This window comes from Alteromonas sp. AWJ4_197 (assembly GCF_056160285.1).
The window spans coordinates 270,729-295,417 of sequence record NZ_JBSWWW010000005.1 but is presented as its reverse complement, the minus strand read 5'-3'; the positions used below and the strand labels follow the sequence as shown (position 1 = coordinate 295,417).

General features: G+C 50.5%; 24 protein-coding genes and 1 tRNA gene. 5 read left to right on the top strand and 20 right to left on the bottom strand.

What is annotated here, in order from left to right; all coding sequences use genetic code 11:
- Positions 1-30: 30 nt before the first annotated feature.
- From ACXAGC_RS13005 to prmB, 3 genes are read right to left on the bottom strand one after another with little or no spacing between them, the layout of a single operon-like run.
- Positions 31-1,206 (bottom strand): MFS transporter, encoded by a 1,176-nt coding sequence (locus tag ACXAGC_RS13005; protein WP_474844728.1) that lies wholly within the window; start codon positions 1,204-1,206, stop codon positions 31-33.
- Positions 1,207-1,245: 39 nt separating this feature from the next.
- Positions 1,246-2,349 carry a chorismate synthase gene (aroC, locus tag ACXAGC_RS13000; RefSeq protein WP_474844727.1) on the bottom strand — a complete coding sequence of 368 codons (1,104 nt, stop codon included), beginning with the start codon at positions 2,347-2,349 and terminating at the stop codon, positions 1,246-1,248.
- A gap of 5 nt (positions 2,350-2,354) precedes the next feature.
- Positions 2,355-3,293 (bottom strand): 50S ribosomal protein L3 N(5)-glutamine methyltransferase, encoded by a 939-nt coding sequence (gene prmB, locus ACXAGC_RS12995; protein WP_119500664.1) that lies wholly within the window; start codon positions 3,291-3,293, stop codon positions 2,355-2,357.
- A gap of 124 nt (positions 3,294-3,417) precedes the next feature.
- Between prmB and smrB the strand changes: the two genes are divergently transcribed.
- Positions 3,418-3,984 carry an endonuclease SmrB gene (smrB, locus tag ACXAGC_RS12990; protein WP_474844726.1) on the top strand — a complete coding sequence of 189 codons (567 nt, stop codon included), beginning with the start codon at positions 3,418-3,420 and terminating at the stop codon, positions 3,982-3,984.
- Between the two features lie 4 nt (positions 3,985-3,988).
- On the opposite strand, the gene ACXAGC_RS12985 is transcribed toward smrB, so the two are convergent.
- The 4 genes from ACXAGC_RS12985 to ACXAGC_RS12970 all read right to left on the bottom strand — a co-directional run bounded on the left by ACXAGC_RS12985 (position 3,989) and on the right by ACXAGC_RS12970 (position 9,758).
- Complete coding sequence (locus ACXAGC_RS12985; RefSeq protein ID WP_442858453.1) at positions 3,989-4,102, bottom strand: DUF3149 domain-containing protein; 114 nt, start codon at positions 4,100-4,102, stop codon at positions 3,989-3,991.
- A 405-nt stretch (positions 4,103-4,507) separates the two neighbouring features.
- On the bottom strand, positions 4,508-5,101 hold the full coding sequence (locus ACXAGC_RS12980) for a transglycosylase SLT domain-containing protein (RefSeq protein ID WP_181013666.1): 594 nt from the start codon (positions 5,099-5,101) through the stop codon (positions 4,508-4,510).
- A gap of 160 nt (positions 5,102-5,261) precedes the next feature.
- A complete protein-coding gene (gshA, locus tag ACXAGC_RS12975) occupies positions 5,262-6,860 on the bottom strand; it encodes a glutamate--cysteine ligase (RefSeq protein ID WP_474844847.1) in 1,599 nt (532 codons plus the stop codon).
- A 66-nt stretch (positions 6,861-6,926) separates the two neighbouring features.
- Positions 6,927-9,758 carry a M16 family metallopeptidase gene (locus ACXAGC_RS12970; RefSeq protein ID WP_474844846.1) on the bottom strand — a complete coding sequence of 944 codons (2,832 nt, stop codon included), beginning with the start codon at positions 9,756-9,758 and terminating at the stop codon, positions 6,927-6,929.
- A 200-nt stretch (positions 9,759-9,958) separates the two neighbouring features.
- Between ACXAGC_RS12970 and ACXAGC_RS12965 the strand changes: the two genes are divergently transcribed.
- Genes ACXAGC_RS12965 through ACXAGC_RS12955 form a run of 3 tightly spaced genes read left to right on the top strand, consistent with a single transcriptional unit; the run spans position 9,959 to position 12,226 of the window.
- Positions 9,959-10,603, top strand: coding sequence for an Hpt domain-containing protein (locus ACXAGC_RS12965; protein WP_474844725.1), 645 nt, complete (start codon positions 9,959-9,961; stop codon positions 10,601-10,603).
- On the top strand, positions 10,596-11,306 hold the full coding sequence (locus ACXAGC_RS12960) for a TIGR01621 family pseudouridine synthase (protein ID WP_474844724.1): 711 nt from the start codon (positions 10,596-10,598) through the stop codon (positions 11,304-11,306). Before ACXAGC_RS12965 ends, ACXAGC_RS12960 begins: the two co-directional genes overlap by 8 nt.
- Positions 11,306-12,226, top strand: a complete 921-nt coding sequence (locus ACXAGC_RS12955; protein WP_474844723.1) for a ketopantoate reductase family protein — start codon at positions 11,306-11,308, stop codon at positions 12,224-12,226. The genes ACXAGC_RS12960 and ACXAGC_RS12955 overlap by 1 nt, the downstream gene beginning before the upstream one ends.
- Here ACXAGC_RS12955 and ACXAGC_RS12950 read toward each other — a convergent pair.
- The 4 genes from ACXAGC_RS12950 to ACXAGC_RS12935 form a co-directional block, all read right to left on the bottom strand.
- Entirely contained in the window at positions 12,223-13,065 is an 843-nt protein-coding gene (locus tag ACXAGC_RS12950) for a formate/nitrite transporter family protein (protein ID WP_303575305.1), read from the bottom strand. The two genes, ACXAGC_RS12955 and ACXAGC_RS12950, sit on opposite strands and share 4 nt — an antisense overlap.
- 140 nt (positions 13,066-13,205) lie before the next feature.
- Positions 13,206-14,747 carry a lysine--tRNA ligase gene (lysS, locus tag ACXAGC_RS12945; RefSeq protein ID WP_474844722.1) on the bottom strand — a complete coding sequence of 514 codons (1,542 nt, stop codon included), beginning with the start codon at positions 14,745-14,747 and terminating at the stop codon, positions 13,206-13,208.
- A gap of 24 nt (positions 14,748-14,771) precedes the next feature.
- Positions 14,772-15,870, bottom strand: a protein-coding gene (gene prfB / locus ACXAGC_RS12940) for a peptide chain release factor 2 (RefSeq protein WP_303575307.1) whose coding sequence is annotated in 2 segments (ribosomal slippage) — positions 14,772-15,794 and positions 15,796-15,870 — 1,098 coding nt in all. Because the reading frame shifts where the segments join, the coding sequence is not laid out codon by codon here.
- Between the two features lie 199 nt (positions 15,871-16,069).
- Positions 16,070-16,825: an SDR family NAD(P)-dependent oxidoreductase gene (locus ACXAGC_RS12935; protein ID WP_474844721.1), complete on the bottom strand. Its 756-nt coding sequence runs from the start codon at positions 16,823-16,825 to the stop codon at positions 16,070-16,072.
- A 134-nt stretch (positions 16,826-16,959) separates the two neighbouring features.
- Between ACXAGC_RS12935 and ACXAGC_RS12930 the strand changes: the two genes are divergently transcribed.
- On the top strand, positions 16,960-17,847 hold the full coding sequence (locus ACXAGC_RS12930; protein ID WP_474844720.1) for a LysR family transcriptional regulator: 888 nt from the start codon (positions 16,960-16,962) through the stop codon (positions 17,845-17,847).
- A gap of 89 nt (positions 17,848-17,936) precedes the next feature.
- Here the strand turns inward: ACXAGC_RS12930 and argS are convergent, their stop codons facing one another.
- The 9 genes from argS to ACXAGC_RS12885 form a co-directional block, all read right to left on the bottom strand.
- Positions 17,937-19,667, bottom strand: a complete 1,731-nt coding sequence (gene argS, locus ACXAGC_RS12925) for an arginine--tRNA ligase (RefSeq protein ID WP_474844719.1) — start codon at positions 19,665-19,667, stop codon at positions 17,937-17,939.
- A gap of 24 nt (positions 19,668-19,691) precedes the next feature.
- The gene (prfC, locus tag ACXAGC_RS12920; protein WP_474844718.1) at positions 19,692-21,275 is read right to left on the bottom strand and encodes a peptide chain release factor 3; all 1,584 of its coding nucleotides are present in this window, start codon (positions 21,273-21,275) and stop codon (positions 19,692-19,694) included.
- A gap of 186 nt (positions 21,276-21,461) precedes the next feature.
- Positions 21,462-21,638, bottom strand: coding sequence for a hypothetical protein (locus ACXAGC_RS12915; RefSeq protein ID WP_474844717.1), 177 nt, complete (start codon positions 21,636-21,638; stop codon positions 21,462-21,464).
- A gap of 140 nt (positions 21,639-21,778) precedes the next feature.
- A complete protein-coding gene (gene rimI, locus ACXAGC_RS12910; protein ID WP_474844716.1) occupies positions 21,779-22,231 on the bottom strand; it encodes a ribosomal protein S18-alanine N-acetyltransferase in 453 nt (150 codons plus the stop codon).
- Between the two features lie 3 nt (positions 22,232-22,234).
- Positions 22,235-22,738 (bottom strand): hypothetical protein, encoded by a 504-nt coding sequence (locus ACXAGC_RS12905; RefSeq protein WP_474844715.1) that lies wholly within the window; start codon positions 22,736-22,738, stop codon positions 22,235-22,237.
- A 62-nt stretch (positions 22,739-22,800) separates the two neighbouring features.
- A tRNA-Trp gene (locus ACXAGC_RS12900) sits at positions 22,801-22,877 on the bottom strand.
- A gap of 124 nt (positions 22,878-23,001) precedes the next feature.
- Complete coding sequence (locus ACXAGC_RS12895; protein WP_474844714.1) at positions 23,002-23,829, bottom strand: phosphotransferase; 828 nt, start codon at positions 23,827-23,829, stop codon at positions 23,002-23,004.
- Positions 23,807-24,427 carry a nicotinamide riboside transporter PnuC gene (gene pnuC, locus ACXAGC_RS12890; RefSeq protein ID WP_303575320.1) on the bottom strand — a complete coding sequence of 207 codons (621 nt, stop codon included), beginning with the start codon at positions 24,425-24,427 and terminating at the stop codon, positions 23,807-23,809. Before pnuC ends, ACXAGC_RS12895 begins: the two co-directional genes overlap by 23 nt.
- Positions 24,420-24,689 (bottom strand): hypothetical protein, encoded by a 270-nt coding sequence (locus ACXAGC_RS12885; RefSeq protein ID WP_119500648.1) that lies wholly within the window; start codon positions 24,687-24,689, stop codon positions 24,420-24,422. Before ACXAGC_RS12885 ends, pnuC begins: the two co-directional genes overlap by 8 nt.

Here is a 24,689-nt window from a genome sequence, read left to right as displayed (position 1 = left end):
CGGGGAAAGTGGCAAAAAAGCACAGGGACGCTAGGATGCGCCCTGTGTATTAATTGTCGGACGATGGCAGAACAGCAGACAAACAGCGCCCAGGAATGCCGCACCGGCAGCAAAGGCAAAGGTTTGATAAGCATGAACTCCCTGGTCCCACAGCTGACCGGCCACATAGTTGCCCAGCGCTCCGCCCATACCGAAAGCAATACTGACGTACAGGGCCTGACCGCGACTCTGGAAACGGGACGGAAAAAAGTGCGTGATGAAGTGCATAGCAGTAACATGCGCCAGGCCAAAGCTGAGCGCATGAATAAGCTGACTGATCACCACAACCACGCCGTGCTCTGCCCACGCCGCCAGTGCGTACCATCTGCCTGCTGTTAACACCATACACCACAATAACAACTGCCATACACCCACTCTGGCAATCAGTCTGCGGGCGATAAGGAAAATACCGATTTCAGCCACAACGCCAATGGCGATGAGCATACCGGTTTGCTGACCGCTGTAATCGAGATCACGCATGTACAAAGCAAAGAACCCGTAATAAGCCCCAAAACTTACCTGCAATAAAGCGGCGGAGGCCAGAAATAACAAAAAGGTTCTGTTGCGGGCAATTTGCCACAGCGTACCGGTTTCTTCATCCTTATACGGCACTTTGTCCGGCTGACGAATAAACAGAGAAGCCAGAAATAACCCGGCCAGCACAAATAAACTGGCATACACCGGCGCCTCTGAGGAAAAGATATCCAGCGCTTTTCCTGTGGACACAGTAAGTACTATAAAACCGATACTGCCCCACAGACGAACCTGGCCATAACTTATCCGGGTGGGTTTTACTGACTGAATGGTGATCACCTCAAGTTGAGGCAACACCGCCGTCCAGAACATCATCATTAACCCGAAAGCCAGCGTGAGTCCCCAGAAACTGCTAAACCAGAATACAGATGTAAAACACACCACAGACAACAGGCAACCCAGGCGGACAACATTTACCGCTTTACCGGTTTTGTCCGCCACACTGGCCCACAGAGACGGACCGACAATACGGGATAAGGTAATCACTGCCCACAATTCACCGATGTCTGACGAGGTAAACCCGCGGCCATCAAGAAAAATGCCTAAATAAGGCGTGAGTACACCAAGCTGACCAAAATACAACCAGTAGGTAACCGCAAGCAGAATGATATTGGTGCGCGAATGAGCATTCATAACACGCACCACAGATTAGAATTGTTCAAAGAGAGGCGCTTATTTCGCAGAGTTGCCCGGAATGACAGGGGTGCCGGACGTGATACCGGCATTCTGTGCGCGGTGGCGCAGCACGTGATCCATTAACACAATCGCCAGCATTGCTTCAGCAATGGGCACAGCACGGATACCTACGCACGGGTCATGGCGACCTTTCGTCACGATATCGATTTCGTTGCCGTCCACATCAATGGTTTTACCGGGCACTGAAATACTGGACGTTGGCTTAAGCGCCATGTGCACAACCAGATCCTGGCCACTGGAAATACCACCCAGCACACCACCGGCGTGGTTGCTGCTGAAGCCATCTGGTGTCAGTGTATCGCGGTGTTCACTACCCTTTTGTTCTATCACACCGAAACCATCACCAATCTCAACGCCTTTCACCGCGTTAATGCCCATCATGGCACTGGCAATGTCAGCATCGAGGCGGTCGAAAACCGGCTCGCCTAACCCTACAGGCATTCCCGTCGCCACTACCGAGACTTTCGCACCGATAGAGTCGCCTGATTTTTTCAGGTCACGCATGTACTGGTCTAATTCGTCCAGCTTACTTTCGTCAGGACAGAAAAACGGATTGGTGTTTGTCACGCTGTGATCAACGGTCTCCACTTTTACCGGTCCAAGCTGGGAAAGATAGCCATGAATTTCGATGCCGCAGCTCTCTTTCAGGAATTTCTTGGCAATACCGCCTGCCGCAACACGAATAGCTGTTTCACGGGCAGAAGAGCGGCCACCACCACGGTAGTCCCGCGTGCCGTATTTTTGATGATAGGTGTAATCCGCATGACCGGGACGGAAACGGTCTTTGATATTGGAATAGTCACCACTGCGCTGATCGGTATTCTGGATCAACAGGCCAATGCTGGTACCGGTGGTTTTACCTTCAAACACACCCGATAAAATTTGTACCTCATCACCTTCCCGGCGGGCGGTGGTGTAACGGGAAGTGCCGGGTTTTCTGCGATCTAAATCAACCTGCAGATCGGCTTCTGAGATTTCCAGTCCCGGAGGACAGCCATCAACCACGCCACCTATTGCAATCCCGTGGCTTTCACCGAATGTGGTGACAGTGAATAATTTTCCAAAGCTATTACCAGACATCTGTATTAACTTTCCTTCCCGTTAAGATATGAAACCAAAGACGCACGGGAGACGGCAAAAATACCGTGTCCGCCGTGTTGAAGTGCTACCCATTCCACGTTTAACCCGGCAAAACGTTCAGCCATATGCACCTGACTGTTGCCAACTTCCACCAGCATCCAGCCATTTTCTTTTAAATACACCGGTGCCTGCTTCAGCATCTGCTCAACCAGATCCAGACCATCTTCTCCTGCCGCAAGGGCTAATTCAGGCTCATGCTGATATTCGTCCGGCAAATCATTCATGTCTTCTTCATCGACATAAGGCGGGTTCGACACGATTAAGTCGTACCGCTGCCCTTCCAGACTGGTAAATAAGTCTGAATGAATGGGGAAAACACGGTCGCCCAACTGATGTTCCTGAATATTGAAATCTGCCACTTCCAGGGCGTCGTGGGAAATATCCACAGCATCCACCTGAGCTTCAGGAAATGTATGGGCCAGCGCAATAGCAATACAACCCCCACCTGTGCACATGTCCAGAATACTGGCCGGCTCAGATGACAGATAAGCGGAAAAGCGGTCTTTGATCAATTCGGCAAACGGTGAACGGGGGATCAACACTCTTTCGTCAACGTAAAAAGGCATGTCGCAGAACCATGCCTCACGGGTAATATACGGCAACGGCATGCGTGTTTGTACCCGCTTTAAGACTAAATCTGCAACTTTCTCTTTTTCTGAAGTGGTAAGACGGGCTGAAAATAAGCCGTCACCGGTTTGCGATGTAATATCCTGTGGCAAATGCAGAGCATGCATTACCAGGCAAACAGCTTCATCCCAGCTGTTATCAGTGCCATGCCCGTAGTACAGGTGTGCATCGTTAAAACGGCTCACAGACCATCTCACCATGTCCAGCATGGTGTGCAGTTCACGGATGGCTTCGTCTAAATAAATCTTATCGGTCATGGAGTGTGGTACATCGCCAGAAATAAAGCTGGTATCATACCGAAACTCGCAATGACACCCAACACAAATTGCGCGATAACAGACGTGCAGATGAACACAGGTTAAAACAGACAGGAGAAAATGGTTGGCTGATCAGTGGAAACCGGAAGACGACGACAATGACATGTCATTATTCCGGGAAGCGGTAAGTGGTATAAAGCCGCTGTCACAGGACAAAATTGTGCATAAACGCCGTCATGTGCCGGCGAAGCGCCTGCATTCCGCCACCCGCCCGGACAGCCGTCAGCAAAAGCTGCTGGATGCCAGTTTTGCCTTTTCAGATGTCTATCAGGCCAGCCTGCCCCATCTGGGCCCTATGCGGTATTGCCGCGAAAATGAACCGACACACAGTTTGAAGCGATTACGGCGGGGGGATTTTTATCCTGAGCTGGTACTGGATTTACACGGTTTGAACCGCGAAAACGTAAAGCTGGAATTATCCGCACTCATTTACACCGCGCGCAAGGAGCTTATTGACTGTGTTGCCATTGTGCATGGCATCGGTTCCGGCGTACTAAAAAACGCCTTGCCTCACTACCTGGTTCAACACCCCCATGTCAAAGCGTTTCACCAGGCTCCCCTGGAGTATGGCGGGCAAGGCGCGTTACTGGTGCTTATCGAAACCCTTGATCCGGGCCTCAGTAAACAATAACAAACTATTTATCCGGTCCCGCGCTGTTGTGCATAAACAGCCACGTGTAATAACACATCATCAAAACAACGATGAAAATTCCAAGAAGTGAACCCCATACTACAGGGTCTTTAAGCATGGTTAGCCACATCTGATTACTCCCTAACATAGATAACTTTTTACAGTGTTAGTGTGCATGGCCAGGGCAGGTAAATCTGTGATCTGAATCAATGGGAACAGTCGATGCAGAAGAGGCCCTTGATGCAGATCAAGCAGGTCAAAAAGGGGCTTTTAAGAAAAATAGAAATTAATTCACAAAACGCTATTGCAAATCATTATCATTTACACTATATTAATCCTGCCTGTTCGACGTTGGGTGATTAACGGTCTTGGCTTAGCGTCGATTGTAGGCAGGTGTGTGGTGCGCCTGCCTACTTCTTTTCTCTCCCGGTAACCTTCGTATTGAGTCCTTCGTATTGAAAACACTGCCGCGTCCGGTACTTTCACATCAAGAATGCCAGCCCCTTACGCAGTCACATCATCATTATGTGAACAGTTTCCAAAACCAGCTTTTCTGCAAGTCTTCTTCGCAGGTTTTTAACTGGGTAGCATAACGCAATGAGCGCGCTTTAACCGTTCCGGCCACCTTTTTCAGCCAGGGCTTACTGTTGTAGGTACGGCGTTTATACCCGCCCCACCCTTCATGGTAATTCAGGTACTGGGCATAGCCGTCCCACTTTGATACACCATTAATTTTATATGACTTGGAAATAAACCAGCCCATGAAATCCATGGCATCATCAAAATCATCCCGGTCCGCCCAGCTGTTGCCGGTTTCGTTGACATAGTCAGACCAGGTAACCGTTTTCGCCTGAGAATATCCGTAAGCGGAACTGACCCGCCCCCATGGAATAAGACCAAAAAATACATAATCTTTTGGTGGCAGTGCATCATGCCGGAATGAGCTTTCCTGATACATGATTGCCATAGGAACATGGATTGGCACGCCCCATTTATCGCGGGCATCAGCGGCCGCATCATACCAGTCTTCTTTTTCGTAAAAGATTTCGCAAATGTTACTGGTGTCCTGAGGAGGCGACGTGGCACAACCGGTGATACCACTTAAAAGCAGTACAATTCCGGCACCTGCAAAAAATCGTTGTGAATTGTTGAACTTTCTCACTGCCCGCTGTCTTAATAAGTGTTCTGGTAATAAATGTGTGTGTTTCCCTGGAACATTCTTATGCCTGGCCCCCTTGCCAGGCATTTTTTTATCCCCGGCAAGGTCAATTCAGGCTTCAGCTGTCCCGTGTAGCCATCGGTTCTGCGAAATAACCGGCAATAAAATCTGCAAAAGGTACTTCATCCGTCGCCTCAACAGCGTGCTGCGCAGCCAGTGAATCAGCGGCCATTTTTTCAAATGCTTTCAAATCATAGTGCAGATATTCATAGCCTTTAAAGGCTTCCGCGTACTGCTTAGCCAGATTAAGCCCCAGTACGCCATTATCCATATCATTTTCAAGCAACGTTGCCAGAATTTTACCGGATGGCGTTTCATCAGCATTAAGTACTTTTTGCCACTCAGCTTTGACAGCATCGCTGTAAGCCGATGTTCCGTTGGCGTTATCAAGCACTTTTGCCGTTTGCTCAAATACAGCAAACAGCCCTTCACACCATTCGCGGAAGGCAACACTGCCGTCTTTGTTTTCCAGCATCAGGTCAGGATTACGTCCTTCCAGAACCACTTTATCCATATTCTCCCTGCAAACGGTGAGCTCCTCTGCCGTCATTTCAGGGCTGTCTGTCAGCAGGCAAGAAAGCATGAAGACATCGAGGAAATCCATCTGGCCTTTGTCAATGCCCACAGGCGAGAAAGGATTCACATCCAGTACCCGCACTTCCACATAGTTAACACCGCGGCGCACAAGGGCATCGGTAGGTTTTTCCATGGAACGCGTGGGCTGCTTGGGACGAATGGGAGAATACAGTTCATTTTCAATCTGCAGAATATTCTTAGATAACTGCTGAAAATGCCCGCCCTCACCGGCGGCAAACTGGCCGAACCGTGAAGACGGCGTGTACATGGCACTACGAAGCTTTTCCACATAGGTATCGATGTGGTTATAGCAAATTTGTAAAGCTGACTGCTCTGAGTTGGTGTAACCCAGATCGCTCATACGCAAAGAGGTCGCATAAGGTAGATAAACCGTACCTTTACCCACTTTTTCAAAATTCAGCGTCGTCGGCTTCCCTTTCAGGAAGGACTGACACAGCGCCGGCGATGCCCCGTACAGATACGGCAATAACCAGCAGAAACGACGGTAATTACGGATCAGCGAGAAATAATCAGCAGAAACCTGATCCTGAGAATATTCTACACCGTTGAGTTCTGCCCACGCCTGCCAGAATGTATCCGGCAATGAAAAGTTAAAATGCACACCGGAAATCGCCTGCATCATACTGCCATAGCGATTTTTAAGTCCCATACGGTACACGCGCTTCATTTGTGCAACGTTAGATTCACCGTAATAAGCCAGCTGAATTTTATTTTCATCGTCAATGAAACACGGCATGCTCATGGGCCACAACATTTCGCCGTTCATATTTTCGCTGGCGAATTTGTGTATATCCCTTAGCTGGGTTTCTGTTACCTGACTGTCTGCCACCGGCGGTGTAATAAATTCCAGCAAGGCTTCAGAAAAGTCGGTAGTGATACACTCGTGGGTCAGTGCCGAACCCAGAGCCTGAGGATGGGCTGTTTCCGCCAGCCGGCCATTGGACTGTATACGGAGGCCTTCACGTTCGACGCCATGTTTAATGTCTTTTAGTGCACTTGAAAACGCAGTCGCGTTCATCGCCGCAAGGCGACGGGAGAAAGTTGGCTCTGATGAGGTCAATGTATTCATCCATAGAGGAGGGTCAGCACCACGATGTGGGGCGTAACCCTCAAATTTCAATAAAAATTAATTCAGTGACAGCGGGACAACGGGCAAATCCAGTGTAGCAAGCTGTGGCGCCAGTGTCTCAGCATCGCCTACCACAATAATTTGCATCTCGTCCAAATTCAATTCCCGCTGCGCCACAGCATTCAACCTGTCCGTTGTCATATTCCTGATAAGGCTGGTCTGGGTTTCACGGTAATCATCTGCCAGATCGTAGGCCAGCAGTTGACGCAGAAATGCTACCTTGCTGTTCGGCGTTTCGTATTCCAGCGCATCACTGAGCGTAAAGGCGTTCTGCATGAAGCGGAGTTCTTCTTCCGTCATGCCCTGCTCTCTGTACAGCTTAATTTCTTTCATCATTTCTTTGATGGAGTCAGCGGTATTCGCCGCTGTCACATTTGCATGGGCTTCAAACCAGCCCAAGGTTTTACCGCCAATGAAAGACGTGGACGCACCGTAGGTATATCCCTTATCTTCCCGCAAATTTAGATTAATGCGGCTGTTAAATGCTCCGCCCAGCGGGAAATTCATCAATCGTGCTAAAAAGTAATCGCCGGTTGCATCGAAGGTCAGCGCCCGTTTCACCAGATATACCACCGACTGTACGGCCTGAGGATTATCTACAACGAAGATCTGTGTTTTATCATACTCAGGAAAATCGCTGAACACAGGAATGGTGTAGTCCGCAGGCTGCCACGTTGACAGGAATGATAAAGCAGAAGCCATCTGGATCTGCGTTAAATCACTGACTGCCACAATGGTGGCATGGGACGGCGTGTAGTACTTGCTGTAGAAGTCTTTAATGTCAGCCAGTTCGATATTAGCCAGTGTTTCAAGGGTACCGGAGGCCGGCAGACTTACCCGGTTTTCTTCTCCGTACAGTACTTTTTCTTTTGCACGGTTTGCCAGGTAATCCGGATTACGCATACTTTGCTGCAGACTCTGCGCCATGCGGGCTTTCAGCCGGTTGAAATCGTCTTCATTGAATGCAGGATGAAACAGCTTTTCCTGCACCAGTGCCATGGTTTCATCCAGATTCTTTGTCAGCGACGATACTGATACCTGGGTGTAACGGCCGGACGCACTGAAGCTCACCGAGCTGCCCAGTTTCGCCAGTTCATTTGATAACGCTTCGTTGGAATAATTTTCCGTTGATTCATTCATCATCGCAGCTGTGAGATAAGCCAGACCGGCCTTATCCTGCGGGTCGAGCAGCATGCCGCCTTCCAGATTCAGCGTCAGTGTCACCGTTGGCGTTTCTGCGCTGGTTACACCGAGCATATCGATACCCGGCGCAAGCTTGGTTTTCCAGAACTCAGGCACATGCACCGTCGGCGCAGGACCCGCTTCCGGTACCACTGTCCGGTCAAACGAATCTTTAATTTCCGCCGTCATCACGTCACCGGCAGACTCATCAGGTCCGGGAATACTACGGGGCGGAAGCGTGAAGTTTTGCGGGGCAGCCGCCATTTCCGGATGTCCTTTGGGTACCACAGACACGGTCACAGCATGCTTGCCTTTAATATACTGACGGTAAACCCGCATAACATCTTCTGCTGTCACGTTACGGTAACGGTCAAGATCAGCCTGAACCAGGTCAGGTTGGCCGTAAAAGGTTTCTCCGCCGGACAGGGCACTGACTTTACCCGATACACTTTGCAGACCGAAAATGGTTGATGCTTCAATCCCGCCTTTGGTGCGCTGAAGATCATCTTCATTAACGCCGCGGCTTTCAAACTCTGTCAGTGTTTCATCAACCAGCGTGTTCAGCGTAGCAAGCTTTTCTACCTTCTGCGGGTTCGCCAGTGCCAGTAACTGAAACTCGCAGGCCAGTTCACGACAGGGGTGAGAAACACCCGCCTGAACCGCGACGCCTTCTTTCACCAGGTTTTTATAGAACAGCGATGTTTTACCGCCGCCGAGAATGTCAGCGAGTACATCAAGGGGCGCTTCATCAGGGTGTCTGGCGTAAACCGTTGGAAACGTAATTTGCAGTAAAGGCAGATGCACTTTGTCTTCTACCGTCACGTACCGGTCTTCCGTCAGGGTTACCGGCTGAGGTTCAGGATCTGCCACCTCAGGACCACGGGGCACCGGGCCAAAATATTTTTCCACCCACGCTCTGGTCTGCGCAACATCTATGTCGCCACCAATGGTCAGCACGGCATTGTTAGGGCCATACCAGCGTTTAAAGAAGGCTTTCAGATCGTTGACATCAACACGGTCTAGATCTTCCACATAGCCGATGGTAGACCAGGAATAAGGATGGCCTGCCGGATACAGGGCTTCACCATTTTTCTCAGACCGCAATCCGTAGGGTTGATTATCCACCCGCTGCGCCCGCTCATTTTTCACGGTATCGCGCTGGTTCTCAAACTTCGTCTGATTTACCGCCGGCAGCAAAAAGCCCATGCGGTCGGCTTCAAGCCACAGTACTTTTTCAAGCTGATTAGCCGGTACACTTTCAAAGTAGTTGGTCCGGTCTGTATTGGTGGTCCCGTTAAGAGTACCGCCGGCTTCAGTGATGATCCTGAAGTGTTCTTCATCAGCAACATGCTCTGAGCCCTGGAACATCATGTGTTCGAAGAAGTGGGCAAAGCCGGACTTACCGGCATCTTCCCGCGCACTGCCTACGTGATACGTCACATCCACGTGTACCAGTGGATCGGAATGGTCCTCATGCAAAATAACGGTAAGACCGTTATCCAGCGTATATTTTTCGTAAGGGATATGGACTTGCTGCTCCTGCACCGCAACGGTTGTCTGCTCAGCAGGCTTCTGAGACTGACATCCGCTTAATGACACTGCAACGCTCGCACACACTAAAACTTTTGTGGCCAGAGATAACGCCATCAGGCTTCCTTTTTTCATTGTAAGTTCGTCACTGCTAAGACAATCCGTCTTAAACAGGTCTGCCCCGTTGTGCCGGAACAGAATACAGATTGTTACTGAGACTACCAGAATTTGGCTCAGAAAGCCCAGGTCTCCTTAACCCCTTTGTATCAATTTATTTATTAATGAAATACACTGGTGTAAACACCTGGAGAGACTGTATGGATTCTGCCGAAAAGATAATCAATCTCGAATTTGGCCTTTCTCAGTTAAGTGGGAATAAAACGCTGTTTCTGCGACTTTTGCAAAAGTTTGCCGACGAATACCAGCACGCCTCAGATAAACTTCAAACTTTACTCGATAACTGTGACTGGCAGGAAGCCAGAGTGTATATTCATACCATCAAAGGGGTATCGAGTAATCTGGGGATTAACCAGCTTCACCTGACCTGTAAAGAAGCAGAAAACGAGCTTAAAGCGCAGGAAACGGTGCCGGCTTCCCTCCCCGCCCTCAAGCAAACAGTGGTTGTTACCCTGGACGCTATCGCAACATTACAGGCTAATCCGGCCTTGCTTGACGACCTGCAAGCCGCAGAAGCCGCTATGAATGCGCCGGCAGCCGGTCATCAGGACAGCGAGCCTGCTGTAGCCACCGCCGGTACCGCTGAATCCCCGGCTTCTGCTCCGCAAACCGGTCAGGCGCCTGCAGCCTTTATTCAGGCGCTGGAACAAAGTGAATTTATTGCACAGGACCAATTGGACAGCTGGCTGGCCGCCACCACGCCGGATCCGGCATTACAACAAACCCTGCGCGATGCCATTGACGAACTTGATTACGATACCGCACTGAACCTGATCCGTGGATAGCCCCGCAACCTCTGTCGGGATGTGTTTTGAACATCCCGACTTCTATGTCATTCATAAACCTGTCGGCATGCCTATGCACGATGACGCGCTGGGCGTAATACATGCAGTCCGGGCACTCACTGGTGAACAGCAGCTTTACTTATGTCACCGTCTCGATACTGTGACTTCGGGCTGCCTGTTGATCGCCCGTAATGCTTCTGCAGCCGCACAGTTAAGCGGACTGTTTGCCGGTCGTGACATACAGAAATATTATCTGGCCATCCTGTCGGGAAAACCGGCGAAGAAACAGGGCACCATAGCCGGTGATATGAAAAACCGGCGCCGTGGACAGCATGTGCTGATGAAAACCCGTGACAACCCCGCTGTCACCCAGTTCTTCAGTTATCACCGGGCTGAAACCGGACGCATTGCGCTGGTTAAACCGCTTACCGGGAAAACCCATCAGATTCGTGTTGCCATGAAAAGTCTGGGTGCGCCTATTCTGGGTGACACGTTATATGGCGGCAAAGAGGCTGACCGGGTATATCTGCACGCGTGGCAATTACACTTTTGCTATAACGGCGAGAATTTCAGCATCACCTGTACGCCTGAGGAAGGCTCGCGCTTTGTCTCTGAGGCATTTTCCGGCTGGCTTGCGGAACAACCGGACAACCGGTCACTGCCCTGGCCATCTTTCACCCTGCCGGAAATAAAGAGCCGGTAATGTCAGTCAGGCTCTGTGTTATAGGCAGCGGCGCTGTAGGTTCACTCTTTGCTGCAAAGGCACTGAAAGCCGGCTTTGATGTCACCCGTGCAGTGAGACAGCCCCGCTCTGGTGCGCGACAGACCACCGTAAAAACGGTGACATTGCAAAATGACAGCACGGTTTCCTTGCCTGACGCCATTATTACTCCTGACGGTCCGGTGGATATCCTGTTCGATCTGATTGTTATTCCTGTGAAGGTTTATCAACTGAAAGAAGCGTTGACACAGTGGTCTCACCTTTTCACGAATAATACGCCGGCCTTGCTGCTGCAAAACGGTATGGGAGGAGATGAGATCTTTCGTTCTGTTTTGCCTTCTGTGAGACTTTATCAGGCAACCACCAGCCACGGCGCTCTGCGTCAGCAGAACGCTGTGCGCCATACCGGTTTTGGTGAAACGCTGGCAGGCCCGGCAGCAGGACAAAACAGGAATGACAGTGCGGATGAAAAAGTGTTTCATATCCTTGAGCAGGCATTTCCGCCGGTAACACGCTGCGACAATATTGCCCTGGCTCTCTGGCAGAAGTTGTCTGTCAATCTGGTGATTAATCCGCTCACGGCACTGCATAACATCCGAAACGGGCAACTTCTGGAGCCGGCATATGACGCAGTGATTTCATCGTTATGTCGCGAAACCAGCCTGGTCATGCAGGCTTGCGGTTACAAGGAAAGTGCAGATGTTGTGAAAAACCGTGTATTACGGGTTGCCGGGGCCACAGCGGCTAACTACTCCAGTATGCATCAGGACGGTGCTCACGGCCGCCCGCTGGAAACCGGCGCGATTACCGGATACCTGTTACAGAAAGCTGCAGCGCATCACATTCCGGTTCCCGCTCATCAGTCTTTGTTTGATGCACTGACAGACCGCTTTCCGCCTTAATCGATTTCGTGGGCGACCTGCCCGTGAGCCAGCATGGCAAATAACCCTGTCCCGCCGGCAATATTCCCCAGCAGCGTGGCAAAAATCAGCGAGCAGAGTTGGTACAGTGTGACTTCCCCCTGCATCGCAAGCAGGAACAATTCCGTAGACCCGGCAATCACGTGGGTGAAATTCCCCATAGCAATGAGATAAGTAAACATAACGATGACGAAGAAAGCCGCACTCTGCACCGACGGTTTCATCCAGACAATACCGGCAATAATGAAACCTGAAATGACCCCGTAGGAAAAGGCCTGCCCGAATTCCAGCTCCACATAATGTCTTGAAATAGCGTTCATCCCCTCAATGTATTCCGCCGGCACGGTATGTAACTGATACATTAACGTCGCGGCCAGTAATGTACCCGCCATGTTGGCGGCAAACACGATAGCCCACAACCTTGCGGTGCAGCCAAGCATGGCGAGAGAGCGGTGGTTAAGCAGCGGTAAAATGACAGTGAGAGTATTTTCAGTAAACAGTTGCAGCCGGCCCATGATCACAAGAACAAAACCGACGGTATACCCGAAGTTCTCCAGCGCAAACTGGTAGTCTGAACCTTCAAACACCGTATGCAGAATGCCCTCTGCAAGTACTGAGGTTGATATGCCAATGCCGGCAGCCACACCGGACCACCACAGCGACATACCCGGCCGCTCAAGCTCTTCAAGCCCCTCCCGGTGAATTACCGCATACAGAGAAACTGAACTCAGACTCTGGTGATCACGCACATCCTGTTCTTCTTCCTTAGTAAGCGGCGAGTCAACATGACGCTCGTCTTCGTGTTTCTCTTTCCCTGTCATATCCGGTTCCTGCAAAAGTGTTCTTAAATACGCCTTGTTACGAGTGATACGACAGGCCGGAGTAAAGCGATTGAATCAAAGACATAAAAAAAACGGTATGGGCTTACGCGCATACCGTTTTTAACAATCAGCAGAGAAATTTATTCCTGTACTTCCGGCTTCATGTGCGGGAACAGGATAACGTCTTTGATTGTCGGGCTGTCAGTGAACAGCATCGCCAGACGGTCGATACCGATCCCCTGACCCGCTGTTGGCGGCAAGCCATATTCCAGCGCACGGATGTAATCTTCATCGAAGTGCATGGCTTCATCATCGCCGGCATCCTTTTCTTCAACCTGCTTACGGAAACGGGCTTCCTGATCTTCAGGATCGTTAAGCTCGCTGAAACCGTTAGCCAGCTCACGGCCGCCCACGAAGAACTCGAAGCGGTCAGTGATGAACGGGTTGTCGTCGTTACGACGGGCCAGCGGAGACACTTCCCAGGGATACTCAGTGATAAACGTAGGCTGGATGAGTTTCTCTTCAGCTGTCGCCTCAAAGATTTCACAAAGGTACTTACCTGCACCCCAGATCCCGTCTACTTCAGGCTCTTTAATGTGCAGCTGTTTCGCCATGGCTTTCATTTCATCAAGGTGCGCTTCCGGGTCGCGGATAGCAGCCTCGTTGGCTTCTGGCCAGTATTTCAGGATAGCCTCGCCCATGCTCAGACGATCGAAAGGCTTACCGAAATCATAGCGGGTTTCAGACGTCACTTCGCCTTCGCTGTCACGGGTAGTATTAACCAGTTCTGTCGTGCCAAGAATGTCCTGAGCCAGCTTGCGCAGCATGTCTTCAGTCAGATTCATCAGGTCATTGTAATCAGAGTAGGCCATGTAGAATTCCAGCATGGTGAACTCAGGATTGTGACGGGTCGACAAACCTTCATTACGGAAGTTACGGTTGATTTCGAATACCCGCTCGAAGCCACCCACAACCAGACGCTTCAGGTACAGCTCCGGGGCGATACGCAGGTACATGTCGATGTCCAGCGCATTGTGGTGAGTCACGAAAGGCTTGGCCGTTGCACCGCCGGGAATGACCTGCAGCATAGGCGTTTCCACTTCCATAAAATCACGTTCGGTCAGGTACTGACGGATGCCGTTAATCAGGGCACTGCGGATTTTGAAGTTGCGGCGGGTATGTTCACTGGTGATCAGATCCACATAACGCTGACGGTATTTGGTTTCCTGATCGCTCAGACCATGGAATTTTTCTGGCAGCGGACGCAGTGATTTGGTCAGCAGTTGCCAGTTTTCCATGTTCACGTACAGGTCACCTTTACCTGACTTGTGCAGGTCGCCGGCTACACCGATGATGTCACCGATATCCAGGCTACCGAATTTCGCTTTAATTTCTTTTTGTGTTTCTTTGTCGGCGTAAGCCTGAATACGACCGGTCATATCCTGCAGCAGCAGAAACGGACCGCGCTTGGCCATAATACGGCCGGCCACGGAAACCTTATTACCCTGTTCCGCCAGCACTTCTTTTTCCACTTCACCGAACTGCGCCTGCAGTTCTTCAGCGTAGTTTTCGCGGCGGAAGTCATTGGGGAAACCATTTGCACGGCAGTTTTCCCGAATCGCGCTCAATTTAGCCCGGCGCTCGGCAATGAGTTTATTTTCGTCGAGTTGTTGGTCGGTCATAACCTGTTCACTTTTTAGTGTAATTTACAGGCCAGATTTCAAACTGGCTTGCAGGAATTTATCTAAATCACCGTCGAGGACGGCTTGCGTATTACGGGTTTCTACACCTGTACGTAAATCTTTAATACGGGAATCGTCCAGCACATAAGAGCGGATCTGGCTGCCCCAGCCGATATCAGACTTGTTATCTTCCAACGCCTGCTTCTCAGCATTCTGCTTCTGCAACTCAAACTCATAAAGTTTGGCTTTCAGTTGCTTCATCGCCTGATCTTTATTCTTGTGCTGTGAGCGGTCATTCTGACACTGCACTACGATGCCCGTGGGTTCATGCGTAATACGAACCGCCGAGTCTGTTCTGTTAACGTGCTGACCACCGGCACCGGAGGCGCGGTAAGTATCAATACGTAAATCAGACGGATCGATATCGATTTCAATATTGTCATCAATTTCAGGATAAACGAACGCAGAAGAGAACGACGTGTGACGGCGGTTCCCGGAGTCAAACGGTGACTTACGTACCAGGCGGTGTACGCCGGTTTCCGTTCTAAGCCAGCCAAACGCATACTCGCCTTCAAAGCGGATTGTGGCACTCTTAATACCCGCCACTTCGCCTTCTGACAGTTCGATAATTTCTGTTTTGAAGCCGTGTGCTTCACCCCAGCGCAAATACATACGCAGAAGCATATTGGCCCAGTCCTGAGCTTCCGTACCACCGGAACCCGCCTGCAAATCGATATACGCATCGCAGGCATCGTTAGGGCCTGCGAACATACGGCGGAATTCGAGGACTTCCAACACTTCAACAAGGGAATCCAGTTCAGATTTCGCTTCTTCGAAGGTTTCTTCATCTTCCGCTTCGATGGCCAGTTCCAGAAGGCCTTCAACGTCTTCAGCACCCTGTTCGAGCTTCTGAATGGTTTCAACCACCTGCTCCAGGGCTACTTTTTCTTTCCCTAAGGCTTGTGCGCGCTCAGGCTCATTCCAGACGTCCGGGCTTTCAAGCTCACGGTTAACTTCTTCTAAACGTTCAGACTTCGTATCGAAGTCAAAGATACCCCCTAAGTGCTTCAGAGCGCACCCGGATATCTGCTATGGCATTTTTGACAGGATTTACTTCAAACATGATTTCGCCAGGAGATAAATTAAAAAACAGGACGGCGGATAGTACCGAATCTGGCGGGATTTTGATAGTAGGCGCACCGGGAATCAGGCGAATTTCACCAGATTTTCAGTGGTTATGACCGGTTACGGCGAAGGGATGTGTCCGGCAACTGCTATGTAGCCTTTACCGGACGGTATAAAAACAAACAAATCTGATGATTTTACAAAAACATGCCGCCGGAAATTTCCACGCGCTGACCGGTCATCCATGCGCAATCATCACTGAGTATTTTGGCGATTGCCGGGCCGATATCGGAAGCTTCCCCTACTCTGCCCTTAGCCGTTACACTGCTGACAAACTGGTTCACGTCAGGGTTGTCTCTTACCGTACCGCCAGCGAAATCTGTGGCAATGGCACCCGGTGCGATGGTGTTTACGCTGATCCCCCGGCTGCCCAACTCTTTTGCCAGGTACCGCGTCAATACTTCCACACCACCTTTCATCACTGCATAAGCACTTGAGCCGGGCCAGCTGAACCGGGCCAGACCCGATGAGATATTCAGAATATGTCCGTTATCTTCAATATCACTGAGCAGTGCCTGCGTCAGAAAGTACGGTGCTTTCAAATGCAAATCTGACAGGGCATCGAACTCTTCCATACTGGTTTCGCTGAATGCTTTATGCAGTCCTGTGCCGGCGTTATTTACCAGATACTTCAGCTTGCCGCCCCCGAAGTGTTGCTGCAGGCAAGTACGCACGGTACTGATAAATAAAGAATAATCGCTGAATTTCGTTGCATCAAACTGCAGCGCCACGGCCTTTACGCCCCGCTTTTCTGCTTCAGCAACCACATCCTTTGCAGCGTTCTCGTCGTGAACAAACGTGAAAATGCTGTTCACCCCTTTGTTTGCCAGAGCCAGTACTGTGCTGCGACCAAGGCCACGACTGCCACCGGTGATCAGTGCGGTATCACTCATAGTTATTTCCTTACTGTGTCCGCCTGATTTAAGGCGGAAATTAATGACAGGTTCAGAGTATCGTTCCGCACTATATTGATAAACAGGGCAAATAAAGACACACTGTTCACATAAAATGAACAATGAGAAGTGTGATGGACACTGTAGAATGTATGCGCCGTTTTCTTGCCGTGGCTGAAACCGGTAGTTTTTCTCAGGCAGCCAGCCAGATGGATGTGCCTAAATCCGCGGTGTCATCCTCAGTGACAAAACTGGAAACCCGTTTGCAAACCCGCCTGTTTCACCGCAGTACCCGCCAGGTCACGCTGACAGAATCCGGCAGACAATACCTTCCTGAGTGTCAGCGTATTCTGGCCGATCTCGATGCAGTAGAGAGCCAGTTACAGGACGATGCCGGCCAGCTGACCGGAGACATTGTGGTAGATATGCCGGGCCGGTTATATGCCTCCGTCGTCGCACCGAAACTGGCTGAGTGGTTCCGCCTGCACCCGAAAACCCGCATCCGCCTGCTCGGCGCGGACTATCGCATCGATCCGGTGAAGGAAAGCGTGGATTGTGTGATCAGGGCAGGTACGCTTAAAGACAGCGAACTCATCGCCCGCCCGCTGGGTAATTTTGCGATGGTGAATTGTGTCAGCCCCGCTTACCTGAAAGCATATGGACACCCTGCTTCACCGGCTGATCTGAGCAATCATTTCGTGGTGGGCTACTCACCGGATATGCGCCCCGCTGCAGATTCCTTTGATTATTTTCACAACGGGCATAACTATCAGGTAGCGATGACAAGCCGGGTATCTGTGGCCACTACAGACGCCTACCTGACCTCCTGTCTGGCGGGACTGGGAATCATTCAGGTGCCTCATCACGGGGTTAAGCATTACCTTGCCAGTGGCGAGCTTGTAACAATTCTGGATGATTTTACCTGCCCACCCCTGCCACTTTCCGTGGTTTACACATCAAGACGCCATATGCCTAAACGAATCAGCACTTTCATAAACTGGCTCACAGAGCAATTTGCCTGATCCGGCGTACAAATTTGACCGGAAACAAAAAACCGGCAGACGCCACAAGCGACTGCCGGTTTCTCTGATATCAGTACTGCCTGATAAACTTACATTTTTTCCAGTGTTTCGATACCCAGCAGGCTCAGACCCTGTTCCAGTGTATTGGCCACCAGCGCAGCGAGTTCAAGCCGGCTGTTACGCACCGCTTCATCAATACCGTCTTTCAGGATCGGGCAGGCTTCGTAGAAACTCATGAATGCGCTTGCCACATCGTACAGGTAAGTACACAGCACGTGAGGCGTTGCTTCACGGGATACCAGACCAATCACTTCTTCAAATTGCAGTAACAGCACAGCAAGTGCATGCTCCTGCTTTTCGGTAAAGGTCATTGCACCTTTCAGATCTGCCACCGCAATTCCGGATTTACGGAAAATACTCTTAACGCGGGTAAACGCATATTGCAGATAAGGCGCGGTATTACCTTCAAAACTCAGCATGGTGTCCCAGTTAAACACGTAATCCGTGGTACGGTTTTTACTTAAGTCAGCGTATTTAACCGCACCAATACCCACTTTACGGGCCACTTCAGCCAGCTCAGCTGCTGACAGGTCATTGTCCCGCTCGCTGATCAGTTTGCCTGCGCGCTCTACCGCTTCGTCAAGTAACTCAACCAGTTTCACCGTGCCACCGGTACGGGTTTTAAATGGCTTGCCGTCACTGCCAAGCATCATACCGAAAGGACAATGCTCGTAAGTCTGTTCTGCTTTCATGAAACCGGCCTTACGGCCCACAATTTCAGTTTGCTTAAAGTGCAGCGCCTGGCGGGCGTCGGTAAGAATAAGGGTACGGTCAGCGTTCAGTTTGCCGCTGCGGTAGCGCATAGCTGCAAGGTCGGTAGTGGAATACAGGTAGCCGCCACCGGATTTTTGCACAATGTACACCGCCGGATTCCCTTCTTTGTCCGCCAATTCAGGAATAAACACAACCTGTGCACCCTGATCTTCTACCGCAATGCCTTTTTCTTTCAGGTCACGGATGACATTCGCCAGATCATCATTATAGGCAGACTCACCCATAATATCGTCACGGGTCAGACTGACATTCAGTTTGTCATACACTTCTTCGCTGTGCTGAACGGATACATCAATGAACTGTTTCCACAGCGTAAGGCACTGCTCGTCGCCCCCCTGTAATTTCACCACGTATTCACGGGCACGGTCAGCGAAGCCCTCTTCTTCGTCGAAGCGTACTTTCGCTTCACGGTAAAAGTCTTCCAGATCAGACAGTGCGGTTTCCGCAACCTCACTTTCCAGCTTGTCTGACAGGTGTGCCAGCAACATGCCGAACTGAGTCCCCCAGTCCCCCATGTGGTTCTGGCGGATAACCTTATGACCAAGGAACTCCAGCACTTTTACGACAGCGTCACCGATGATAGTGGTACGCAGGTGGCCCACGTGCATTTCTTTAGCAAGGTTCGGGGAAGAGTAATCCACCACAATGGTCTGCTGGCTGTCTTTTGCCACGCCCATGCGGGGATCATGTAGTGCCAGTTCACACTGATTCGCAAGCCACGAATCGCTGAGATGCACATTAATAAAACCGGGGCCTGCCACTTCCAGCTTGCTGGCAACGTCATCCAGGTTAACCAGTTCAACAATTTTCTCCGCAATATCACGGGGCTTTTGTCTTAACTGCTTCGCCAGTGCCATCGCACCGTTGAACTGATATTCACCAAACTCAGGCCGCGAACTGCGTGCCACAGGCACCGGCGCATTTTCAGCACCTAATTTTTCCAGTGCTTCGCTAAAACGGCTGACTAATAAAGCATGTATGTTCATCGTTTCTTCGTCTTCTGTCTGTTCTTAATGTTCGCGGGTTTCTTTGAATTCGATATCCGGGTAACGCTCTTTAGCCAGTTGCAGATTCACCATAGTGGGTGCAATGTAGGCCAGGTTGTCACCGCCATCCAGCGCCAGGTTTTGTTCAGCTTTACGGCGGAACTCATCCAGCTTTTTCGCATCTTTACTGTATACCCAGCGGGCTGTACTCACACTGATATGTTCGTAGATTGCATCTACGTTATATTCCGCTTTTAAGCGGGCCACAACCACATCAAACTGCAGTACACCTACCGCACCGACGATCAGGTCATTGTTGATCAGAGGACGGAAAACCTGCACAGCCCCTTCTTCAGACAACTGTATCAGTCCCTTAAGCAATTGTTTTTGCTTCAGCGGATCTTTCAGGCGGATACGCTTAAACAGTTCCGGCGCAAAGTTAGGAATACCGGTAAAGCGGAAATTATTGCCAGACGTGAACGTATCACCGATGCGGATAGTCCCGTGATTGTGCAAACCAATAATATCGCCGGCATAGGCTTCTTCCAGAAGTTCCCGGTCACCGGCCAGGAAGGTCAGCGCGTCAGAAATACGGACGTCTTTATTAATACGTGAATGACGCATTTTCATGCCCTTCTCGTATTTTCCGGAAACAATGCGGCAGAAGGCAATACGGTCGCGGTGTTTAGGATCCATATTCGCCTGGATCTTAAACACGAAACCACTGAACTCAGGCGCATCAGCACTGATTTCACCGTCTTCTGTCTGGCGTCCCTGCGGCGCAGGCGCCCACTCAACCAGACCATCCAGCATATGGTCAACACCAAAGTTACCAAGTGCAGTACCAAAAAATACCGGTGTCAGTTCCCCTTCAAGGAACAGTTCCTGATCAAACTCGTTAGACGCCCCCTGAACCAACTCCAGTTCGTCTTTCAATGTTTCCAGCAAACCGCTGCCAATAGCAGTTTCAAGTTCCGGATTATCCAGACCTTTGATAATGCGTACATCCTGAATCATGTGACCCAGACCGGATTTATACAAAATCACTTCATCACGGTGCAGATGATAAACACCTTTGAATTCTTTACCACAGCCGATTGGCCAGGTCACCGGCGCGCACAGGATTTTCAGCTCGTTTTCAACTTCATCAAGCAACTCCAGCGGGTCGCGGATATCGCGGTCAAGCTTGTTCATGAAGGTAATAATAGGCGTATCGCGCAGGCGGGTAACTTCCATCAGCTTACGGGTACGATCCTCAACACCTTTTGCCGCATCGATAACCATCAGACAGGAGTCAACGGCAGTCAGTGTGCGGTAGGTATCTTCAGAGAAGTCTTCGTGTCCCGGCGTATCCAGCAGGTTCACCAGATTTTCACGGTAAGGGAACTGCATGACCGAGGTCGTGACCGAGATCCCCCGCTCTTTTTCCATTTCCATCCAGTCAGATTTGGCATGCTGACCGGACTTCTTCCCTTTCACGGTACCGGCTTTTTGCAAAGCTTGTCCGAATAAAAGGACCTTTTCAGTAATGGTAGTTTTACCCGCATCGGGGTGACTGATAATCGCAAACGTACGGCGTTTGCTGATTTCGCTGGTTAGGTTACTCATGGATATTCTGATCTGTCACTGTGTGAGGGTAGACGCGGGTTCAGAGCTTGCGGGCGGCGCCACCTTGAATTTCAAAAATTGGCGCGCATGATACCAGAATTGAGAAAAATTGCCGCCCTTTTCTCTGCGGGGGAAATCCGCCGGCGCATTTGCACCGGCAGGCAGAAAGTTTGTACGCCGGAGGCCTTACTTTTTCTTCTCCGGTGTGGATTTATCGTATTCTACCAGCTCTTCTAACGCGGCCCCGGGATCTTCTTCCCCGGCGACAGAATCGAATTCTTCTTCATCATGACGAAAGTCTTCTTCCGCCAGCGTGATTTCCCGTTCATGTTCACGGGCTTTTTTATTGCTGTCAGCCATCATATTCACCTGCTAATTGAACAAAACACACTCTTGTTAATTATACGTGAAGAGAGGAATTTGGATGAGATTTCAAATTATTTTTCTGACCGGGAGATGGTTTACTCTGTAGGATACAACCGCCGGGTATAATCGCTGACGCCCTAAGCAAGCAACATACGCATTATCCGCGCGTCTTCTTTACCGCCATCACAGGGGTAGTAATTTTTACGCACTTCGATGTCTTCAAAACCGGCTTTTTCGTACAGTGAAATGGCTTTGTGGTTTCCGGCTCTTACCTCGAGCCACAGTGACTCAGCCTGTTGTTGCCGGCACCATGCAATCACACCGTCTAATAACTGTTTTCCGGCACCCTGCCCCCGGTCAGAAACAGCAACTGCAATGTCCATTAACGTGGCTTCGCCGGCAACCAGTAATATCACTGCGTAACCGGAGAGCTTAAGCTCACTGTTCAGTGCTGCCAAACCCGCATAGGGCGGTGTAAGACAGTCCGCAAAGGTAGATAAGGACCAGGGATTATAAGTGGCTTGCTGATGAATAGCATGGGCGTCATTGATCAGGGCTTCAGAAAGTGGCTGGAGTGTGAACGACGGCATCACTTACTGACCGGCACAAATGATCTGCCACAGACGGCGCTTTTCCGCAGCGTCTGATGGCGCAGTTTTATAAGGTAATGAAAGAATATTATTATTCAGGGACAACTCTGAACCATATTGCCAGCGAACAGACTTTGCATCGTGAAACAGAGACAACGCCTGCAAGATGTCTTGTCCGGCAGTTCCGAAGCTGCGGGGATCAATGGTTTCAACCACCGGTGATGCCGGTTTTGCTTCATTGTCCTGCACTTTTTCCGGGGCAGATGGTTTTTTATCCGGTTTATTTCCCAGCATGGAACGAAGCTGCGCAATGCGGGCCTGACCATTTGCGGCGGGTTGACCAGAAGACTGAGATGGAACGGCAGCGCCGGAAGGCGTTAGTTCAGCAGTGTGACTGTTACCGGCAGCAGATGTTGCCTGAGTCTGTGATACAGCCTGAGATTGCCATACACAGATACCCATTTCCTGAAGAACAGCAATTTGATATGGATTTAAACCGGACGTCATGAAAATGGATTTACTTTTGAGTGGAAGAAAGTAGGAACACTATAACTTACTCAGAGGAAAAGTGGCAGGGGTGGAGGGACTCGAACCCCCAACCATCGGTTTTGGAGACCGCTGTTCTACCAATTCGAACTACACCCCTAGCGCGCTGTGCATTATACGTATGCGTTAACAAAGGTAAAGCCTTTTTATGGCAAAAAAACAGCAAAACCAGTGCCTTTGCCTGGCATTCGCACAATACGCACAAAAAGCGCACAGTATGGCTGTTACTCCGGTTCACTCCCCTTCTGCCGGTTAGTGGTTTCCAGTGCTGCCTGCCAGAGGGCAGCAGTGACATTTACCACCCGGCGCTGCTGTTCACAGGCAAAGATGACCTTCTCTTCAGCGGCCCCGCTTAAAGCGGCGTAGTGTTTATACAAGCGCAAAGCGGCTTCGTCATTTAACTGATTAATCGCAGCACAGGATGCCACATCAAAATAACGATTGCCGCTGGCAGCATATTCCCAGTCTACGATAACGGGTTTAGCGCCACCGGCTCCGGTTCTCACAATGTGCGGCAAAGACAGATCGTTGTGACAAAGCACCGCCTGTTCAGCAGGCGGCTGCTGTGCATCACCGGAATCAATCACGTTTCTCAATGCTTCAGCCAGGGGATGACTGCTCTCAAGATCTGCACTTTCAAAATAGCGCACCAGTCTGGGCTCAAGACACAGAGGTGGCGCGTCAATAGCTGTACAGTGAATGGTGTGTAACGCAACGGCGAGCAGAATGATGCTGTCTTCACTGTTTGCGTTGTTCGCCGGTTCCGCATCCGTGGTGACCCAGCGTTCTGCCCACAGCGTGCAGTCAGGACTCAGCCACACAGGTTCAGGCGCAATGCCCTGACGGAACAGGCTGCTCTGAAGCGTAAACTGAGCATGTTTGTTTACACCGGTAAAACTATCACCGGCAGACCACTTAACAGCGAACTCACGCTCACCGTCAGTGATATTGAACAGGCGGTTCACATCCCCGCCCTGCCGTGATTCACAGATGGCATTACCGCTAAGCTTCAACGGCTCTGCTAACGCTTTAACGATAAGCGCGGGCGTCATGTTCCTGCATCTTCCATTGTTTCAGCCATTGTGCATAACCAAATACGGCAAATCCGACATATCCCAGAAACAGACACGCTGACAACATCAGGCCGCTTTGTGCGTAAAGATAAGCTGAAGCCAGATTGATCACTATCCAGTACAACCAGTTCTGTAAAACCTTATGGGCCACCATCACGGTAGTCACCACACTGACCACCTGAATGCTTGCATCAAGCAGCAGATGTTCGCTGTTGAACTGCCCCTGTGCCCAGAGGGATAAGCCCCAGGCAATCAGGAGTAGTCCCGGCACCAGCATGGCATGGGTATACCATGGCCAGGAATGCACCCGGTCGTCGCCGGCAGCCTGACGATTCCACTGATAATACCCGTATCCTGCCATCACCATGTAATACAGATTCAGGATGGCCTGAAACGGCAGTGTGACCTGCCAGAAGAGCCAGGTATAAATAGCCGTGCTGATAAATGCACAAAGCCAGCACCAGCGGTTTTGCCTGGCAGCCAGCCAGACATAGGCCAGCGCCAGCACCACAGCAACCCACTCGGCCAGTGATGTCGCGGCTATCTGTTCAAAGAAATGCGGGATGAAATCAGTCATCCTGATCCTTACGGGCCTGCATCACATCGAAGTTCAGAAACTTGGCCACAAAAATGGCCTGCCCGACTTCTTCATGGGTGCGCTGCATTTCTTTCCCCAGTACCGCCATAACGTCGGCATACTCGCCGGTGACCTGTGTACTGGTAGAACAGGTCGTCACATCAAGGGTGTCGTAACTGTTCAGTCTGTCAATGAACGACTTTATGGGTGGAATGTATTCATTCACCAGAGGATACAGAGATAACTCAACCATGACCTGCAT

Excerpts from the sequence above, each read along its gene's own strand:
- ACXAGC_RS13005 (WP_474844728.1), bottom strand. The coding sequence starts at position 1,206 with ATGAATGCTCATTCGCGCACCAATATCATTCTGCTTGCGGTTACCTAC.
- aroC (WP_474844727.1), bottom strand. The coding sequence starts at position 2,349 with ATGTCTGGTAATAGCTTTGGAAAATTATTCACTGTCACCACATTCGGT.
- prmB (WP_119500664.1), bottom strand. The coding sequence starts at position 3,293 with ATGACCGATAAGATTTATTTAGACGAAGCCATCCGTGAACTGCACACC.
- ACXAGC_RS12985 (WP_442858453.1), bottom strand. The coding sequence starts at position 4,102 with ATGCTTAAAGACCCTGTAGTATGGGGTTCACTTCTTGGAATTTTCATC.
- ACXAGC_RS12970 (WP_474844846.1), bottom strand. The coding sequence starts at position 9,758 with ATGGCGTTATCTCTGGCCACAAAAGTTTTAGTGTGTGCGAGCGTTGCA.
- ACXAGC_RS12965 (WP_474844725.1), top strand. The coding sequence starts at position 9,959 with ATGGATTCTGCCGAAAAGATAATCAATCTCGAATTTGGCCTTTCTCAG.
- ACXAGC_RS12955 (WP_474844723.1), top strand. The coding sequence starts at position 11,306 with ATGTCAGTCAGGCTCTGTGTTATAGGCAGCGGCGCTGTAGGTTCACTC.
- ACXAGC_RS12950 (WP_303575305.1), bottom strand. The coding sequence starts at position 13,065 with ATGACAGGGAAAGAGAAACACGAAGACGAGCGTCATGTTGACTCGCCG.
- lysS (WP_474844722.1), bottom strand. The coding sequence starts at position 14,747 with ATGACCGACCAACAACTCGACGAAAATAAACTCATTGCCGAGCGCCGG.
- ACXAGC_RS12935 (WP_474844721.1), bottom strand. The coding sequence starts at position 16,825 with ATGAGTGATACCGCACTGATCACCGGTGGCAGTCGTGGCCTTGGTCGC.
- ACXAGC_RS12930 (WP_474844720.1), top strand. The coding sequence starts at position 16,960 with ATGGACACTGTAGAATGTATGCGCCGTTTTCTTGCCGTGGCTGAAACC.
- argS (WP_474844719.1), bottom strand. The coding sequence starts at position 19,667 with ATGAACATACATGCTTTATTAGTCAGCCGTTTTAGCGAAGCACTGGAA.
- prfC (WP_474844718.1), bottom strand. The coding sequence starts at position 21,275 with ATGAGTAACCTAACCAGCGAAATCAGCAAACGCCGTACGTTTGCGATT.
- ACXAGC_RS12915 (WP_474844717.1), bottom strand. The coding sequence starts at position 21,638 with ATGATGGCTGACAGCAATAAAAAAGCCCGTGAACATGAACGGGAAATC.
- rimI (WP_474844716.1), bottom strand. The coding sequence starts at position 22,231 with ATGCCGTCGTTCACACTCCAGCCACTTTCTGAAGCCCTGATCAATGAC.
- ACXAGC_RS12905 (WP_474844715.1), bottom strand. The coding sequence starts at position 22,738 with ATGACGTCCGGTTTAAATCCATATCAAATTGCTGTTCTTCAGGAAATG.
- ACXAGC_RS12895 (WP_474844714.1), bottom strand. The coding sequence starts at position 23,829 with ATGACGCCCGCGCTTATCGTTAAAGCGTTAGCAGAGCCGTTGAAGCTT.
- pnuC (WP_303575320.1), bottom strand. The coding sequence starts at position 24,427 with ATGACTGATTTCATCCCGCATTTCTTTGAACAGATAGCCGCGACATCA.
- ACXAGC_RS12885 (WP_119500648.1), bottom strand. The coding sequence starts at position 24,689 with ATGCAGGTCATGGTTGAGTTATCTCTGTATCCTCTGGTGAATGAATAC.